Origin of the sequence: Oribacterium sp. oral taxon 108 str. F0425 (assembly GCF_000214455.1) — a bacterium.
GTDB classification, from domain to species: Bacteria; Bacillota; Clostridia; order Lachnospirales; family Lachnospiraceae; genus Oribacterium; species Oribacterium asaccharolyticum.
Map to the genome: position 1 here is coordinate 1726309 of NZ_AFIH01000001.1, position 15950 is coordinate 1742258.

General features: G+C 43.4%; 12 protein-coding genes and 1 riboswitch. Of the genes, 4 read left to right on the forward strand and 8 right to left on the reverse strand.

What is annotated here, in order from left to right; translation table 11 throughout:
* Window positions 1–147 precede the first annotated feature (147 nt).
* The gene (locus HMPREF9124_RS08130) at window positions 148–1404 is read right to left on the reverse strand and encodes an SPFH domain-containing protein (protein ID WP_009429855.1); all 1257 of its coding nucleotides are present in this window, start codon (window positions 1402–1404) and stop codon (window positions 148–150) included.
* A gap of 284 nt (window positions 1405–1688) precedes the next feature.
* On the opposite strand from HMPREF9124_RS08130, the gene HMPREF9124_RS08135 reads away from it, so the two are divergent.
* The 3 genes from HMPREF9124_RS08135 (at window position 1689) to metK (ending at window position 5093) form a co-directional block, all read left to right on the forward strand.
* The gene (locus HMPREF9124_RS08135; RefSeq protein ID WP_009429388.1) at window positions 1689–3011 is read left to right on the forward strand and encodes a TrkH family potassium uptake protein; all 1323 of its coding nucleotides are present in this window, start codon (window positions 1689–1691) and stop codon (window positions 3009–3011) included.
* A 71-nt stretch (window positions 3012–3082) separates the two neighbouring features.
* Window positions 3083–3736, forward strand: coding sequence for a potassium channel family protein (locus tag HMPREF9124_RS08140; protein ID WP_009428160.1), 654 nt, complete (start codon window positions 3083–3085; stop codon window positions 3734–3736).
* A gap of 91 nt (window positions 3737–3827) precedes the next feature.
* Window positions 3828–3933, forward strand: a riboswitch (SAM riboswitch).
* A 101-nt stretch (window positions 3934–4034) separates the two neighbouring features.
* Entirely contained in the window at window positions 4035–5093 is a 1059-nt protein-coding gene (gene metK, locus HMPREF9124_RS08145) for a methionine adenosyltransferase (protein ID WP_009429746.1), read from the forward strand.
* 140 nt (window positions 5094–5233) lie between these two features.
* Here the strand turns inward: metK and HMPREF9124_RS08150 are convergent, their stop codons facing one another.
* Entirely contained in the window at window positions 5234–5878 is a 645-nt protein-coding gene (locus HMPREF9124_RS08150; RefSeq protein WP_009428690.1) for a GNAT family N-acetyltransferase, read from the reverse strand.
* 293 nt (window positions 5879–6171) lie between these two features.
* On the opposite strand from HMPREF9124_RS08150, the gene HMPREF9124_RS08155 reads away from it, so the two are divergent.
* A complete protein-coding gene (locus HMPREF9124_RS08155) occupies window positions 6172–8295 on the forward strand; it encodes a methyl-accepting chemotaxis protein (RefSeq protein WP_009429134.1) in 2124 nt (707 codons plus the stop codon).
* 140 nt (window positions 8296–8435) lie between these two features.
* On the opposite strand, the gene tpiA is transcribed toward HMPREF9124_RS08155, so the two are convergent.
* From tpiA to HMPREF9124_RS08185, 6 genes are all read right to left on the reverse strand, one after another.
* Window positions 8436–9173 carry a triose-phosphate isomerase gene (gene tpiA / locus HMPREF9124_RS08160; RefSeq protein WP_036597757.1) on the reverse strand — a complete coding sequence of 246 codons (738 nt, stop codon included), beginning with the start codon at window positions 9171–9173 and terminating at the stop codon, window positions 8436–8438.
* A 99-nt stretch (window positions 9174–9272) separates the two neighbouring features.
* Window positions 9273–10490: a phosphoglycerate kinase gene (locus HMPREF9124_RS08165; RefSeq protein ID WP_009429734.1), complete on the reverse strand. Its 1218-nt coding sequence runs from the start codon at window positions 10488–10490 to the stop codon at window positions 9273–9275.
* 172 nt (window positions 10491–10662) lie between these two features.
* Window positions 10663–11688 (reverse strand): type I glyceraldehyde-3-phosphate dehydrogenase, encoded by a 1026-nt coding sequence (gene gap / locus HMPREF9124_RS08170; protein ID WP_009429216.1) that lies wholly within the window; start codon window positions 11686–11688, stop codon window positions 10663–10665.
* A 246-nt stretch (window positions 11689–11934) separates the two neighbouring features.
* Window positions 11935–13620 carry a Na/Pi cotransporter family protein gene (locus HMPREF9124_RS08175; RefSeq protein WP_009429403.1) on the reverse strand — a complete coding sequence of 562 codons (1686 nt, stop codon included), beginning with the start codon at window positions 13618–13620 and terminating at the stop codon, window positions 11935–11937.
* Between the two features lie 516 nt (window positions 13621–14136).
* Window positions 14137–14955, reverse strand: coding sequence for an N-acetylmuramoyl-L-alanine amidase (locus tag HMPREF9124_RS08180; protein WP_036598057.1), 819 nt, complete (start codon window positions 14953–14955; stop codon window positions 14137–14139).
* 108 nt (window positions 14956–15063) lie between these two features.
* The gene (locus HMPREF9124_RS08185; protein WP_009427802.1) at window positions 15064–15906 is read right to left on the reverse strand and encodes an undecaprenyl-diphosphate phosphatase; all 843 of its coding nucleotides are present in this window, start codon (window positions 15904–15906) and stop codon (window positions 15064–15066) included.
* Window positions 15907–15950 lie beyond the last annotated feature (44 nt).

Genomic DNA, 15950 nt, shown 5'->3' on the forward strand with positions numbered 1-15950 from the left:
CCGTTTTTTCGCCCTGCATCGTGAACAGTTTTATTCTAAACCGGTATCACTCGCGGAGCATTAGGTATCTCGTTTAAGATTTTACTTACAGCGTTCGTCTTACGAAAAATGCCCGGCAAAATCACTTCTGCAGGGCACTGATAGACTCTATTCTTTTTTATGTCCGCATTCGGAACAGAACTTTCCGAGATTTCCGGTATGTCCGCACTCAGGGCAAATCCACTCCTCTTCCTTTGCGGTACCGCACTCGGAGCAGAACTTTCCAAGGTTGTGTTCATGCCCGCACTTTGTACAAGTCCATCCAACAGCAGCCGGAGATGCCTCTGCCTGTGCAGAAGGATTTCCTGCCGATGCAGCGCCGTTCCCCGCAGAACTTCCCTGCGCTCCGTTTTGATTGGCTCCCATGGCATAGAGGTTTCCTGCATTAAAGCCGCCGGCTTGATTCGCAATATTCATCCCTGCAAAGGCCATCATAGGACCTGCATTTTCATTACTTGCCGCTGCACGCATAGCATCCGCCTGTGCGGAAGTAAGGTTTGCAGCCGCCATGGTCGGATTCCGGAATACAGCATTTTTCTGCAGTTCCTTAATCTTCTCCACATCTTCTTCCGGAGCGGTAACGGAACTCATACCGAATGCAGTGATTTCCAAGCCGTAATGTTTTCCCCAGCTCTTGGAAAGCATTTCATTTAAAATCTGTCCAAGCTCATCTGTATGCGCGGTAATCTGATAATACCGCACACCGCTCTCGGCAATGCGGGCAAAAGCGGGCTGCAATTTGGTCAGGAGCTCTGAACGAAGCTGAGACTCTATCTCCGATTTCTTATAAGAGTTTTCCACATTTCCCGCAATATTTTTATAGAAAAGAATGGGATCCATCATACGGAAGCTAAACTCTCCATGTGCACGAAGGGCTATTTCCATATCGAGATCAATATTCTTATCGTATACACGGAACGGAATAGGATTCGCTGTACCGTACTTATTTCCCAATATTTCTTTAGTATTAAAATAGTAGATTCTCTGATCCTTTGCCGTATCTCCGCCAAAAGCAAAACGCTTCACAAAGGTCTTAAAGCTGTTTACAAGGTTTTCACCTAAATTGCCGTAGAAAATACTGGGCTCCGTTGAGCTGTCAAATACAAATTCACCGGGTTCTGCACAAACTTCTACGATAGCCCCCTGCTCCACGATAATCATACACTGACCGTCATTTACCGCAATAAGGGCTCCATTGGAAATAATGTTCTCCGCCCCCTTTGTATTGGAACTCTTTTCGCCGACTCTCTTCTCTCCCTTTACAATCAAAGTATCATTATCTAACGAATTACAATAAAAGTACTCTCTCCACTGATCTCCCAACAGGGTCTTGAAGGATGTCTCCGCAGCTCTTAATAATCCCATAGAATCTCTCCTTTACTTGTTTCATCCGGTTTGTATCATGCCTTGCATGATTACCGATTTAGAGTATCATATTTTCAGCAAGATGAAAAGAATTGCGCATAATTCTTCCCTGATTTTTCATGAAATTAATTCTACTGCACAGGACTTCCCATTTACCCGGGAAAAGACTATAATTCTCAATATTATACCTATAAACAGTTCTATCCCATTTCCAAAATAAACCGGAATGTTTTTTAAAATATGATAAAAATCGAAATGAGTTAAAAGAACGGAGTCATAAAGGGATGAGATTTTTTCGATTAAATTATTTTCAAAAAATTATATTGGGCTTTGCCGCTTTAATTCTCTTCGGCGCCTTCTTATTGATGTTGCCGATTTCAAGCAATGAGAGAGTTTATACCCCTTTTTTAAATGCACTCTTTACCTCTACCTCCGCCTCCTGTGTCACCGGTTTAATTGTATACGATACCGCCGTGCACTGGTCTTTCTTCGGGCAGGTTGTCATTCTTATCCTCATTCAAATTGGCGGACTCGGCGTAGCGGTAGCTGTAAGCTCCCTCATCCTTTTATCCGGAAAAAGAATCGGATATTCTCAAAGAAATACGCTGGCCAATTCCATTTCCATAAGTTCCCAGGGCGGAATTATGAAAATGTTGATTTTTCTCCTGAAATGGACCGGAGTGATAGAGTTCTTCTTCGCTATCCTTCTTGCAACGCAATTCATTCCCGAATTCGGATGGAGAAGAGGTCTTTGGTATAGTATTTTCCATTCCGTATCCGCTTTTTGTAATGCGGGTTTCGATTTAATGGGCATCAAAGCCCCCTATTCCTCCCTCACCGACTATGCGGAAAACCCTATTGTGAACCTCAGCATTATGGCCTTAATTCTCCTTGGAGGCTTAGGCTTTATGACCTGGCAGGATATTGCCAAAAATAAAGGGAACCTTCATCGCTATCGCCTGCAAAGTAAAATCATACTTTCTACTACATTCTTTCTTGTCCTTCTCCCTGCACTGTTCTACTTCTTTGTCGAGTTCCGGGAACTGCCCATGGAAAGTCGAATTCTCGCCTCTTTCTTTACTGCCGTAACCCCCAGAACCGCAGGTTTTAACACGGTGGACTTCAGTAAATTCTCCGACAGCGGTATATTTTTACAAACTCTGCTGATGCTTGTGGGGGCAGCACCGGGAAGCACCGGAGGCGGCATGAAAATTACCACAATGACTGTTCTATTTTTAACTTCGGTAGCTATCTTTAGAAACAATTCCCGCACAGAAGCCTTTGGAAGGACTATTCCCGGAGAGGTCATCCGAAATGCCACAACGATTGCCTTTATGTACATTTGTTTATGCGTTCTTTCGGGAATGTTTATCAGCCTTCATGAAAACTTACCTTTGCTCACCACCAGCTTTGAAACCGCCAGTGCTATTGCCACCGTTGGACTCACTCTGGGAATTACGCCCAAGCTTAGTCCCGTTTCCCATGTGGTGCTCATTTCCCTGATGTATATAGGGCGAGTCGGCGGGCTCTGCCTGATTTATGCCGTCTTCCCCAATGCCAATCCAAACAAGGGAAGGCTTGTGGAAGAAAATGTAATTGTCGGATAAGAAAGTCTTTTGAAGAAAATGGAATTATCGGATTAATCAAATAAAATAGCATTGTCGTTAAAGGAGAAAGTATGAAACAAATTTTGATTATCGGCTTAGGGCGTTTCGGTTTACACGTAGCAAAAAAGTTGAATGAAATGCATATTCAGGTTCTCGGAGTGGACAGCAGTGAGGAACGGGTAAAAGCCGCCCTCCCCCATGTTACCAATGCGGAAATCGGAGATGCAAGTAATCAGGAATTCTTAAAGTCTCTGGGTGTTTCCAATTTCGATGTCTGCATTGTAGCGATTGGAAATGACTTTTTAGCATCTTTGGAAGTCACCTCTCATTTAAAGGAACTGGGTGCAAACAAAGTCGTTTCCAGGGCAGCCAGAGATTTACAGGAGAAATTTCTTTTAAGAAACGGTGCCGATGTTGTGGTCTATCCGGAAAAACTCGTCGGAAACCTCACCGCTGTACAATGCAGTTCGGAAAACGTCCTGGATTACATTCAGGTCAGCAAAGACTTTGCCGTTTTTGAAATTGCTTTACCAAAGGATTGGATGGGAAAGTCCATCGGAGAAATTGATGTTCGAAAAAAATTCAAAGTCAATATCATTGCTGTGAAAAGCAATGATGAAGTCAATGTCACTCTGGGTCCGGACTATCGTTTCCGAGAAGGAGAGAGTCTTTTCATTATAGGAAAAGATAAAGACATCCAGCAGTGCTTCCATATATTGGTATAGAAGAGAAAAAACGATTTATATATTTCTAAAATATGTCGAAAGTTTATTGACAAGAAACTTTGTTTTAGCTACTATACCATCACAATTTAATACCTTATTCAGAGACGGTGGAGCTACATAGGAGCGATGAAACCGCAGCAACCCCTTGTAAAGGAAGGTGCTAACCTGAGCGAAGCAGTTGTTTCGATCAATAAGATTTGATATGAACCATTGGCGTCGCCCAATGGCTTTTTTATTGCCAGGATTCCTGTGCAAAAAGTGTTCATTATGTTGTTGCTTAAGGCAAGAAAGGAAAAATATGTTATTTTCATCAGAACAAGTATCTAACGGACATCCCGATAAAATCTGTGACCAGATTAGTGATGCCATTGTGACCGATATTCTTTCCCACGATAAGAAGGCAAGAATTGCCGCAGAAGTATGTATTAAGGATTACGACATCATTATCCTTGGAGAAATCACATCCACCTATATTCCGGATTATCAAAAACTGGTAATGGATGTTCTTCGTAAAATCGGACTGAAAGAATTGGAGAATTACAAGGTACAGGAGCTGATTTCCGCACAGTCTCCCGATATCGCAATGGGTGTAGACCACGACGGCGCCGGCGATCAGGGGATGATGTTCGGATATGCTACAAAGGAAAGCGAAGAAATGCTTCCGCTTCCCTATGTGCTTTCCACAAGAGCTCTGCAGAAGCTCCGCGCATTTAATTTGGAAAATGATTTTGCCGTCCTAAAGCCGGATGCCAAGGCTCAGGTCAGCTTTGACTACAAGGAGCATAGAATCGATACCTTCCTCATTTCCAGCCAGCACAGTGAGTCGGCTAGTTTAAATGAAGTGCGTGCGATTATTGAAAAAATCATGCAGGAAACCGCTGAAGAAATGAATCTGAACACCGATTTCCACATCCTGGTAAATCCTACCGGCCGTTTTGTTTTAGGATCTTCCTTTGCCGATTCCGGCTTGACCGGCAGAAAAATCATTGCCGACACCTACGGCGGAGCGGCACACCACGGTGGCGGCGCTTTCTCCGGAAAGGATCCCTCCAAAGTAGACCGTTCCGCAGCGTATATGGCAAGAAAGGTTGCCAGAGACATTGTCTCTTCCGGCAGAGCGGATCGCTGTGAAGTACAGCTTGCCTACGCCATCGGAGTAGCCGAGCCGGTATCTCTTTATCTGGACTGCTTCGGCACGGAAAAAGAGCCCGCAGGAAATATCTGGCGTTCCGTTTTAGACAGCTATGACCTGACACCGAAGGGAATTATTTCTCGTTTAGACCTGTTAAATGTTGACTATAATTTGGTTTCCTCCTACGGCCATTTCGGAAAGCCCGAACTTCCTTGGGAAAAATAAATTCAATAATTGTCAAGACTAAAAAGGGACACTTCATCTGAGGTGTCCCTTTTCTTCTTTATTCTTAACAAGTGGCGTAGACGAAATCTGAGATACCTTTTTCATAACGAGTATCGCTCGCAAAGCGTGTGATATCTCGTTTAAGCAACGATTCCTCTTTCAGTTCGTACATCCATACAATAACTCCAATTCCCCATTCGTTTTTTCGGCGTTTGGAGTTCTTCATAGGAAAGCAGAGAAAATCCTGCTTTTTCATAAAAGCGGGCATTGCTTTCCGTATTGGTCAGCAGAGTAAACTGCTCTCCTCCTTCCCCGGCCACATAAGGGATAACTCCTTCTTTTAAGAATCTTCCTCCGATGCCTTCTCCTCTTCGGTTATTTTTCACCGCCAATGAACCTAAATACCAATACGGCTTCCGTTGGCTATGAATCACTTTCTCCGCTTTTTCCGTCATGGAAATCCAGGCTAAGGTTTTGAAAATGCCGCCAATCAGAAAGGTTTGCAACGCTTTCTTGGAAACATAGTCTTTCCATTCCACTCCCTTATCTCGAGGACTTTGAATGGCTGCAACGGCAAGGATTTCCCCGTTCTCCTCCGCAAGCATCATCCTTTGCTTTCCATAGTAAATTCCAACAGCAATGCTTTGAATAGAGCGCACGAAGTCTCTTCGTTTTTCATTTTCTTCAATGAAATTGGAAAAATACGGATAATCAAAAAAAGAATCCGTGAGCAATTCTACACAATCCTGTAAATCTTTTTTCTCCGCAAATCGATAATGCATCATGGAATCCCTCCCGTAAATAAAGCTCTATTTATCCGGAAACATCCTGTCTCCTTTTCGGAATATTTTCGACTCTTTATCGAATAAATATAATTCTGAATGCAAATTTCGTTACTGAATGTTTTCCGATGTAGGAAAAGAAGAACAGCTGTCCTCTTCTCCAATCTCTCTAAAAGTTAGAAAAAGACTGTAAAATAGATAAATCTATTAAATTATAAGACTATTTATTTTTGTCGATATAAATTCGTCAAAATGGCAAGAAAAATGGAATTTTCTACAGAAGGAGTGAAGGAACAATGAAAAAACACGATGCACAAACAACAGGGCTTAGGCAAGAAAAGAGAAGGAAACGAAGTCATTCCTTAAGCGGAAGAATCTCTTTAAGCTTAGGTATTATCATGCTTTTCTTATTTGCGATGATGACCGCTTTTATTTTGTCGGTAGCCAGTGCAGCATTTAATAAGAAAAATGAGCAAAATATGAATGCTCTTTCTAACCTGAATGCCGGCAGAGTAAATAAAATCACGGTAAACACCAGCACCACCATGCAATCTTTGGCGGATAGCTTTGTCAACTTTCAAAAAGAAGACGGCGGAGATTCATCCCTTAGCGGAAAAAGTGCAGTGGACGGGGTCAGTGCCCCTCTCACGATTCCCGAAGCAGAAGAAGAGTATTATTTAATGAATACCATGCGGGGATTCTCGAAAAATAACTTGGGAATTGTCAGTCAGGCTTTACTGTTGGAGCCGGGAGTATTTTCCAAGGAAAATGTTAATTACTCTCTTCGCTATGATACGGATGGAGATAAATTCTCTATGGTTCCCTATGAGGTTTACGGTACACAAGATTTTTATAAGGAGACACAGAATAGCAAAGCGGCTTCCGCAACGCTTCCCATAGAAAATCCGGATACCGGAAAAAGCAGCTTCTATATGACCATTCCAATTCTGGACGGAGATCGATTCTTAGGAATCGTAACCACGGAAATTTCCACTGAAGTTTTTAACGAGTTGGATATGAGTACTCTTGGCTATGAAAATGTGTTCTTTGATGTTTTAGACAATCACAACAACTTTGTCTACAGCAATAACCCTGATGCCAAGGGAAAGAACTTAGGAGACCTTATTGGACAGAAATATAGTGATATGCTGGTGGAGAAGATGCAGAATAAGGAAGCATTTTTCCAAAGAGACAGCCAGGTTCGCTACTATGTGCCGTTGGAAATCGAAGGGGTTGATTGGTGGGTGCAGACCGCTATGACTATCCCCCATTTTGACCAGGAGAAAAATCAACTATTATTCGCACTGATTTTATCGGAAGTCATAATTTTTATGCTGGTTCAGATGATTAACTTTGTCCGGATTTCCAAAGCCTTAAAGCCATTACGAAAGATCAGTGACGCGGGGAAAGAAGTGGCTAATGGAAATTTTGATGTGGAAATTCATTATCCTAATCAGGATGAAATCGGAGAACTTTCTTACAGCATTTCTGAGGTTATCGGAAGAAGCAAAAAGATTGTATTTGATCTGAGAGACCGCTTAGAAGCCATGGCAGGCGGAAACTTTACTGAAAATCTGGAAAACGAAGACTATATCGGAGATTATGCACCGCTCTTGGAAAGTTTGAAAAATATCCAAAGCGATATGAATAAAACCTTGCAGGAAGTACATTCCTCTTCCGTGCAGGTATTAAGAAGTGCGGAGCAGGTAAACACCGGAGCGCAAAGCTTATCACAAGGCGCAACGGAACAGGCTTCTTCTATCGAAGAGTTATCCGCCAATATGCAGGATATTTCTCACTCTATCCAGGCCTCTACAAAAACCGCAGGAGAGGCATTTAAATTGCAGGGAGAGGCCGGTACGGCTGTACTGCAGTCCAATGAGAAGATGGAAGAAATGCGGAAGGCCATGAATGATATTACCGCAAAGTCCAATGAAATCAGTAAAATTATCAAGACCATCGATGATATTGCCTTCCAAACGAATATCCTGTCCTTGAATGCCGCTATTGAGGCGGCAAGAGCAGGCGCTGCCGGAAAGGGCTTTGCCGTAGTTGCGGATGAGGTAGGAAATCTTGCTCAGAAATCTGCAAAGGCTGCTCAAAATACAGGCTTGCTGATTGAAGAAACCATTGAAGCGGTGGAAAAGGGAGCAAGAATTACCGAAGAAACAGCGGAATCCTTACATTCCGTTTCGAAGAGTACGGAAGAAGTCAATACCTTAATTGAACAGATTTCTTCCGCTTCCGATAAAGATTTGAAAGGAATTACTTCTTTGAATCAAGGCTTACAGCAGATTTCTTCTGTGGTACAGGCAAATTCCGCCACAGCGGAGCAGAGTGCAGCAGCCTCTGAAGAACTGACCGGCCAGGCCAATAAGATGAATGTGTTGGTAGAACGTTTCCGGCTGAAAGAAGAATAGAAAGAACAGAAAATAATTTGTTACATGATATATCGCTGTAAACTAGACTTATGCGAGAAAGGAAAAGGGACTGTGGAATGCCACAGTCCCTTTTCCTTTCTTCTTTTCGAACGTGTATTGCTTACTATACGTTGTGCTTCCTACGCGTTATAATGCACAATCTTCGCAAACTCTTCCTTTAGGGAAGCGCCGCCTATTAAACCGCCGTCTATATTCGGCTTGGAAAGAAGTTCCTTACAGTTTCCGCTGTTCATGGATCCGCCGTACTGAATCCGAATCTTCTCTGCAGTTTCTTTGTTGTAAACCTCTTCTATTACCTTACGGATATAACCGCAAACCTCTTCCGCCTGCTCTGCCGTTGCCGTCTTTCCTGTTCCGATAGCCCAGATCGGCTCGTAAGCAATCACACACTTAGCAGCATCCGCTGCGGAAATTCCCTGAAATGCCGCCTTAATCTGCATTGCAATCCACTCGAAATAGATTCCCATTTCTCTCTGCTCAAGACTCTCTCCGCAACAAATAATCGGAGTAAGTCCTTTTTCCAGAGCTTTCTTCGCCTTCTTATTGATATCGGCATCGGTCTCATGGAAATAGCCTCTTCTCTCTGAGTGTCCCATAATAACATATTTTACACCGGCATCTACCAGCATATCAGCGGAGATTTCTCCGGTATAGGCTCCCTTATCCTCAAAGTAGAGGTTCTCCGCTCCAACAGAGATAGCTGTGCCCTTTACCTTCTCCACTACTGTAGAAATATCAATGGACGGAACGCAGAAGACCACGTCCACCTCATCTGTATTGGAAATCGGAATCAAGGTATCACAGAGCGCTTTCGCCTCCGTAATGGTCATATTCATCTTCCAGTTTCCGGCAATAATTTTTTTCTCATTTTTTTCTCCAAACTATACTTAAATTACTTGGACTCCGTTTTCAGACTGCTCACGATAATTTATACGCTGTCTCTTATCAGCTAACACCTACTTATTGTTTGCAGCTGCTACCCCCGGAAGCTCCTTACCTTCCAAGAATTCCAGAGAAGCACCACCGCCGGTGGAAATGTGTGTCATCTTATCTCCGAATCCCAAAGTATTCACAGCAGCAGCACTGTCGCCGCCGCCAATGATAGTTGTCGCATCAGTCTCCGCAAGAGCCTTTGCAACCGCGATGGTTCCCTGTGCAAGAATCGGGTTCTCAAATACACCCATAGGTCCGTTCCAAACCACAGTCTTTGCAGTCTTTACAGCATTCGCAAAAAGCTCCTGTGTCTTCGGTCCGATATCGAGTCCCAACATATCAGAGGGAATGGCATCGATATCCACGGTCTTAACCGGAAGATTCTTGTCATCAATCGGATCCGGGAAAGAAGCAGCGCAAACCGCGTCTACAGGAAGTAAAATCTCGCAGCCCTTTTCCTTTGCTTTTGCAAGCATATCCTTACAGTACTGAAGTTTCTCGTCGTCCACTAAAGACTTTCCGATTTCATAGCCCTGCGCCTTTACAAAGGTGAATGCCATACCGCCGCCGATAATCAAGGTATCGCACTTCTCTAAGAGATTGTCGATTACCGCAAGCTTATCGGAAACCTTTGCACCGCCAAGGATAGCCACGAAGGGACGAACCGGGTTCTCTACCGCCTGGCCGAGGAAACGAATCTCCTTCTCCATCAGGTAGCCAACCACAGCGGGTCCGTCAATAAACTCGGTTACACCCACATTGGAGCAGTGTGCTCTATGCGCGGTACCGAAAGCATCATTTACAAAAACATCGGCAAGAGAAGCCAGTTCTTTGGAGAATGCTTCTCCATTCTTGGTCTCCTCCGCTCTGTAACGAGTATTCTCTAAAAGAATAACATCTCCATCCTTCATTTCGGAAACGGCTTTCTTCGCATTCTCTCCTACTACATTGTCATCCTTTGCAAAAAGAACGGGCTGCCCCAAAAGCTCAGAAAGACGCTTTGCTACAGGAGCCAGAGATAATTCCGGCTTCGGCTCACCCTTCGGCTTTCCTAAGTGAGAACAAAGAATGACCTTGCCACCATCGGAAATAAGCTTCTTAATTGTAGGAAGCGCTGCTACAAGTCTATTTTCATCGGTAATCTTCCCATCCTTTAAAGGAACATTGAAGTCACAACGACAAAGCACTCTTTTTCCTTTTACAGAAATATCATCTACCGACTTTTTGTTTAATTCTGCCATATCATTCCCCTTTCCTATTGGCGGGAGCCTGTAATCTCTCGTAGCTCCCGTAATAAAGGGAAAACCGCCGGAGCACACACTCCGGCGGCTTCCCCGCATAGCTTTACAGTATAAATTTCAATTTATAAACGAGATATCGCACGCTTTTCGCACGATACTTGTTATGAATCAATTACTTTACAAACTTCTCGAAGTACTTAATAGTACGAACCATCTGAGAAGTATAGGAGTTCTCGTTGTCATACCATGAAACTACCTGAACCTCGTAGAGATCGTCTCCAACCTTGGAAACCATGGTTTGGGTCGCATCAAAGAGAGAACCGTAGGTCATTCCAACGATATCGCTGGAAACAACTTCATCCTCTGTGTATCCGTAGGTCTCGGGATCGGAAGCAGCCTTCATAGCAGCGTTGATGCTCTCCTTCGTTACTTCCTTGGAGGACTTAACCACTGCGAAAAGCAGAGTGGTGGAACCTGTTGGAACCGGAACTCTCTGTGCGGATCCGATCAGCTTTCCGTTTAACTCCGGAATAACAAGGCCGATAGCCTTAGCTGCACCGGTGGAGTTCGGAACAATATTTACAGCGCCGGCTCTTGCTCTTCTTAAATCACCCTTTCTGTGCGGGCCGTCAAGAATCATCTGGTCACCTGTATAAGCGTGAATCGTTGCCATGATTCCGGACTGAATCGGAGCGAAATCATTTAATGCCTTAGCCATAGGAGCTAAGCAGTTGGTTGTGCAGGATGCAGCAGAGATAATGTTGTCCTCTGCCTTTAAGATTTCATGGTTAACATTGTAAACGATAGTCGGAAGATCATTTCCTGCCGGAGCGGAAATAACAACCTTCTTAGCACCTGCCTTAATGTGTGCCTCGGACTTCTCTTTGGAAGTATAGAAACCGGTACACTCTAAAACTACGTCTACGGAAAGCTGTCCCCAAGGTAACTTGGAAGCATCAGCCTCCTTGTAAATCTTAATTTTCTTTCCCTTAACCTCGATGTAGTCCTCGCCGGCCACAACACTATCGCAATACTTATATCTTCCCTGAGAAGAATCATATTTCAAAAGGTGAGCAAGCATCTTAGGATCGGTTAAATCATTGATAGCAACAATCTCTGTCCCCTCATGATCAAACATCTGACGGAATGCCAAACGTCCAATACGACCAAATCCATTAATCGCTACTTTAACTGCCATATTCCTTTTCCTCCTAATTATTTGTGAACTTTCCTCTTATAACGAGAAAATTCGTTCTTCGAATCCTCTCTCACATAACAGCGTCTATTCTATTGCACGAAGCTTATTTTTTCAAGGGAAATTATTGCATTTGTTAAAAATTTCACCTTTTTTTCATAAAAAGAAATGCAGAATCTCCTATAGAAAGATTCTGCACATAAAAATACTTCTTTTTTAAAAATATTTAATCACAAAGCGGGAAACACTTTAAATCATCGCCTTTACATAGCCGGCAATATTGTCCGCATGGTCGGAAATACGCTCCAGATCGGAGATGACATCCAGGAACACAACTCCTGCCTGTGGGGCACAGGCTCCTGAATTCAGACGTTCGATATGCGTTTCCCTCATATCCTCTTCCATCTCATCCACCTGATCTTCCAAGTGCGCTGTCTTCACAACCATATCCAAATCATTTTTCTCAAAGGCCTCTATACTGGCATGGAAAGATTCTACAACAGTCTTCGAAATCTTACGAATATCGTCCTGTCCGATTTCCGAGAAGGAAATGGCATGCTCCTCCGCGAACTTTGCCTGCTCCGCAATGTTTTCAGCATGGTCTCCCGCACGTTCTATATCCGTAATGGTATTGAACATATTGTTCACTTCCAATTTTTGCATTTCATTTAAGGATAAATTTCCGATATGAATCAAATACTCGGTCAGGAGCTTTTGCATATTGTCAATTACCTTTTCCTGTTTAAAAATCTCCGGGATTTCTTCTGTTTTCTCTTCTAAAAGAATATCTGTGGCATGATGAATATTTTCTTCCGTAATCCGTGCCATATTGACCACTTCCGACTTTGCGGCCGCAATGGCAATTGCCGGAGATTCCAAAATACGTAGGTCAAGATGCTGAATAAGGCTTTTCTCCACTTCCGTATAATGATTCGGATTTTCAGCCTCTTCCTTATCCTTCTTTGTCTCCAAAACAAGCTTGCCGGAAAGAGCCACCAAAAGATCGGCAAAAGGATAGAGCACGATTGTGCAGCTGATATTAAAAATGGTGTGAAACATGGAAATCTCAACCGGACTTAAGCGCCCCTGAAAAAAGCTTGCAAAAGGCAAACTCATTAAAAAGATGATGATTCCAAAGAGTACTGCACCGGTCACGTTGAAAAGTAAGTGAATCATAGCCGCCCTCTTCGCGGTCCTGGAGGCTCCGGCAGAAGAAATCATTGCGGTAACACAGGTACCTATATTCTGTCCCAGAGTAATATAAAAGCCTGCAGCTCTCGGTACCGCCCCGGAAAGAGCCAAAGTCTGTAAAATGGATACGGAAGCCGCGGAGGACTGGATCAGCCCCGTGACAACCGCTCCGGTAAGAATGCCCAGAATCGGATTCCCCCCCATGATCTGGAATGCCTTGGAAAAAATGGGGGAATTGGCATAAGGCGATACGGCGGAACTCATAAATTCAAGTCCGATGAAAATAAGCCCCACACCGACACAGAAGTCCGCAAGAAGATCATCGTTTCCTTTTTTTCCGAAAAGCAGACGAAAAGAGCCGAAGCCAACGAGTAGCGGAGCAAAAAACTCCGGCTTGAAAATACTCAAGGCGGAACCGGACACCTGCGTCAAGGATACCATCCACGCAGTAATGGTCGTTCCGATATTAGCGCCCATAATGATTCCAACGGATTGAGAAAGATTGAGAATACCGGCATTAACAAAGCCGACTACCATAACGGTAGTTGCAGAAGAAGACTGCACCAGGGCTGTAATGCCCGCTCCTAAAATAACCGCCATGACGCGATTTTCCGTTACAATATTTAAGAATTTGGACATTTTGGAACTGGCCGCCTTCTGCATACCGTCGCTCATCACGGTCATGCCGTACAAAAACATACCCAAGCCCCCAAAGAGGCTGAATAAACTAGAAAGATAGCTCATAAACCTTCCTCACCCTTCTCCACAGGATAGACTCTTTTCTCCCAAAAAAATAAGCCCTGCTGTCTAATGACACCTTGGCTTAGTATACAAACGCTTTTTTGAAAATACAAGAACTAGTTCCGAAAAAGAAAAAAGCGAATCCTCTAAAAGAAAAAAAGCTGTCCTTTATGGCATAGGGCATACCTATTCCTATGGCACTACCCTATATCCATCCTTGGATAATGGTCCCGTCATGGTCCCTCCACAAAAGACAGCTTTTTACAATAAGGGAAGGAGAAATAACACTTTGAGCGCGGCTTTCCATCCTTTCGAAATACCGAAGCGTCTTGCTATCCTCCTTTTAGAAAAAACAAATGAAAGCAAAATCTTGCAAGATTTTGGGACGATATTCTCTAAACAAAAATCGATTAGCTTTTTCCGTTCTTTTGTCTTTCGACACAGTTCTGAAAAAATATAAGAAAAAGAGCCTCAAAGAAGTTTTCTTCAAGGCTCTTAAGAATTTCCTTTTAAAAAAGCTTAAGATGTAAAGCCGTAATACTTATTGACTCCGTCCACCAAAGCATCTCCAAGAAGATTCAGCTGCTTCTCGCTGTGATCCGAAATCTTATCTCCGAGCTCAATATCCACGGAAGGAACCGTCGAATAGGAGGTCTGCGTTAAATCCATATCCATACTGCCGCTTGAGAAAATCTTTACCCCTTTTCCCTTTAAGCCGGCAATTAAACTTTCTCCCAGCTTTTCATGACTTTCCCAGTGAGAAGCAACCGGCTCCATCTTCTTTAAGGAGTCGGGAACAGACATAAAAAATGCGCCCTTATCTTTTTCCGTGGAATCCCAGTGTAAGGCAATATGTGCATCCGCCTTATTGTTAGCCAAAACGGTTCTGGCAACATTATCCAGCTGTACATCATCACCGTCACGAATGAGTAAAACATCATATCCGGCATTCAAGAGTTTTTTCGCAAAAATATGCCCCATCTGACCGGTGACCGTAGCTTCTTTGGTACCGTCCTTAAAGGTCATCCCGGAAGATACCGCCAAAGCCGTAGTAGAACCTGCAGCATTGGTTCCGCCCGTAACCTTTCTTGTTCCGTCGGGGTGGCAAAGGGTTCTTACCTTCTCTCCTCCCTTTGTTCCGTGTCCGGCATTTACAGCAATCGTAATCTTCTTCGGATTCTTACTGTCCGATGTATAAAGAATTGCCTTTCCTGTATTGATTTTCGCATTCTTTGCATATTTCCAATTTAAATTCAAGCCTATCTCCGTCGCTGCAAAACTTTGCATTGAAAGCATCGCAGAAAGCATAAGACCGACTACTATCGCTCTTCCCTTCATTTTATCCCTCTTTCCTATGGTTATGTTTTCCTTATTCTTCTTTATAAAGATACCGATTCCCCAAAAGAGATACAAGCCCCTTTCCATTACAGTGCTATTACGGTTTTCTTACAGGAGAAAACGGGAAACCAAAAACCACATCAGCATAATGCCGCCAAAGATAATCCGATAGTAGCCGAAAATTTTAAAGTCATGACTTCGAATATAACGAAGCAGGAAACGAATGCAGTACAGGCTGACAAGATATGCCAAAACCATAGAAAGCAGGAGTGTAAACCACTCCATTCCCGAAAAATGACCGCCGTGCTTTATGAGCTTTAAGAGGCTTGCTCCTGCCATAACGGGAACACTTAAGAAAAAGGAAAACTCCGTTGCCGCAACTCTCCCTACCGATAACAGCATGGCTCCGATAATGGTTGCCCCTGAACGGGAAGTACCGGGAATTAAGGCCAGACACTGAAAAAGACCGATTTCGAGACAAAGTGTCCAGGGTAAATCTTCAACCCTGTTGAACGCAAATTTGCGGCTTGCATTTCTCTGCTCCAAAGTAATAAAAAATACGCCGTAGAGAATCAGCATCAGAGATACGACAAAACCGTTGTAGAGATATTGATCCAGAAAATCATCCAAGAGCAGACCGAAAACAGCCGCCGGAAGGCAAGCCAAAAGAACTTTTCCAATTAGAATCACCTTTTCTTCCTTCAGGTAGATTCCTCCACTCTTTTTTCTCTTTCCGAAGGGCCAGAGACGGAAGAAGAATTCCTGTACAACAGCCATAACAGCGCCTAGCTGTATTAAAACTTCAAAGGTGGAAAAAAACTCCTTTGTCCCTGCCAGGGGAATGATATTCTGTAAAAGAATCAAGTGCCCCGTAGAAGAAATCGGAAGCCACTCGGTAAAGCCCTCTACCAAGGAAAATACAATAACTTTTAAAAATTCAACAATATTCATAAAACTCCTTAAAACAAAATCTTCCGTATCAAACCGTAAAACAC

What these genes read in the sequence shown, in the direction of transcription:
- HMPREF9124_RS08135 (WP_009429388.1), top strand. Translation starts at nt 1,689, where the DNA reads ATGAGATTTTTTCGATTAAATTATTTTCAAAAAATTATATTGGGCTTT.
- HMPREF9124_RS08185 (WP_009427802.1), bottom strand. Translation starts at nt 15,906, where the DNA reads ATGAATATTGTTGAATTTTTAAAAGTTATTGTATTTTCCTTGGTAGAG.
- HMPREF9124_RS08130 (WP_009429855.1), bottom strand. Translation starts at nt 1,404, where the DNA reads ATGGGATTATTAAGAGCTGCGGAGACATCCTTCAAGACCCTGTTGGGA.
- HMPREF9124_RS08165 (WP_009429734.1), bottom strand. Translation starts at nt 10,490, where the DNA reads ATGGCAGAATTAAACAAAAAGTCGGTAGATGATATTTCTGTAAAAGGA.
- HMPREF9124_RS08150 (WP_009428690.1), bottom strand. Translation starts at nt 5,878, where the DNA reads ATGATGCATTATCGATTTGCGGAGAAAAAAGATTTACAGGATTGTGTA.
- HMPREF9124_RS08175 (WP_009429403.1), bottom strand. Translation starts at nt 13,620, where the DNA reads ATGAGCTATCTTTCTAGTTTATTCAGCCTCTTTGGGGGCTTGGGTATG.
- HMPREF9124_RS08140 (WP_009428160.1), top strand. Translation starts at nt 3,083, where the DNA reads ATGAAACAAATTTTGATTATCGGCTTAGGGCGTTTCGGTTTACACGTA.
- gap (WP_009429216.1), bottom strand. Translation starts at nt 11,688, where the DNA reads ATGGCAGTTAAAGTAGCGATTAATGGATTTGGTCGTATTGGACGTTTG.
- metK (WP_009429746.1), top strand. Translation starts at nt 4,035, where the DNA reads ATGTTATTTTCATCAGAACAAGTATCTAACGGACATCCCGATAAAATC.
- HMPREF9124_RS08180 (WP_036598057.1), bottom strand. Translation starts at nt 14,955, where the DNA reads ATGAAGGGAAGAGCGATAGTAGTCGGTCTTATGCTTTCTGCGATGCTT.
- HMPREF9124_RS08155 (WP_009429134.1), top strand. Translation starts at nt 6,172, where the DNA reads ATGAAAAAACACGATGCACAAACAACAGGGCTTAGGCAAGAAAAGAGA.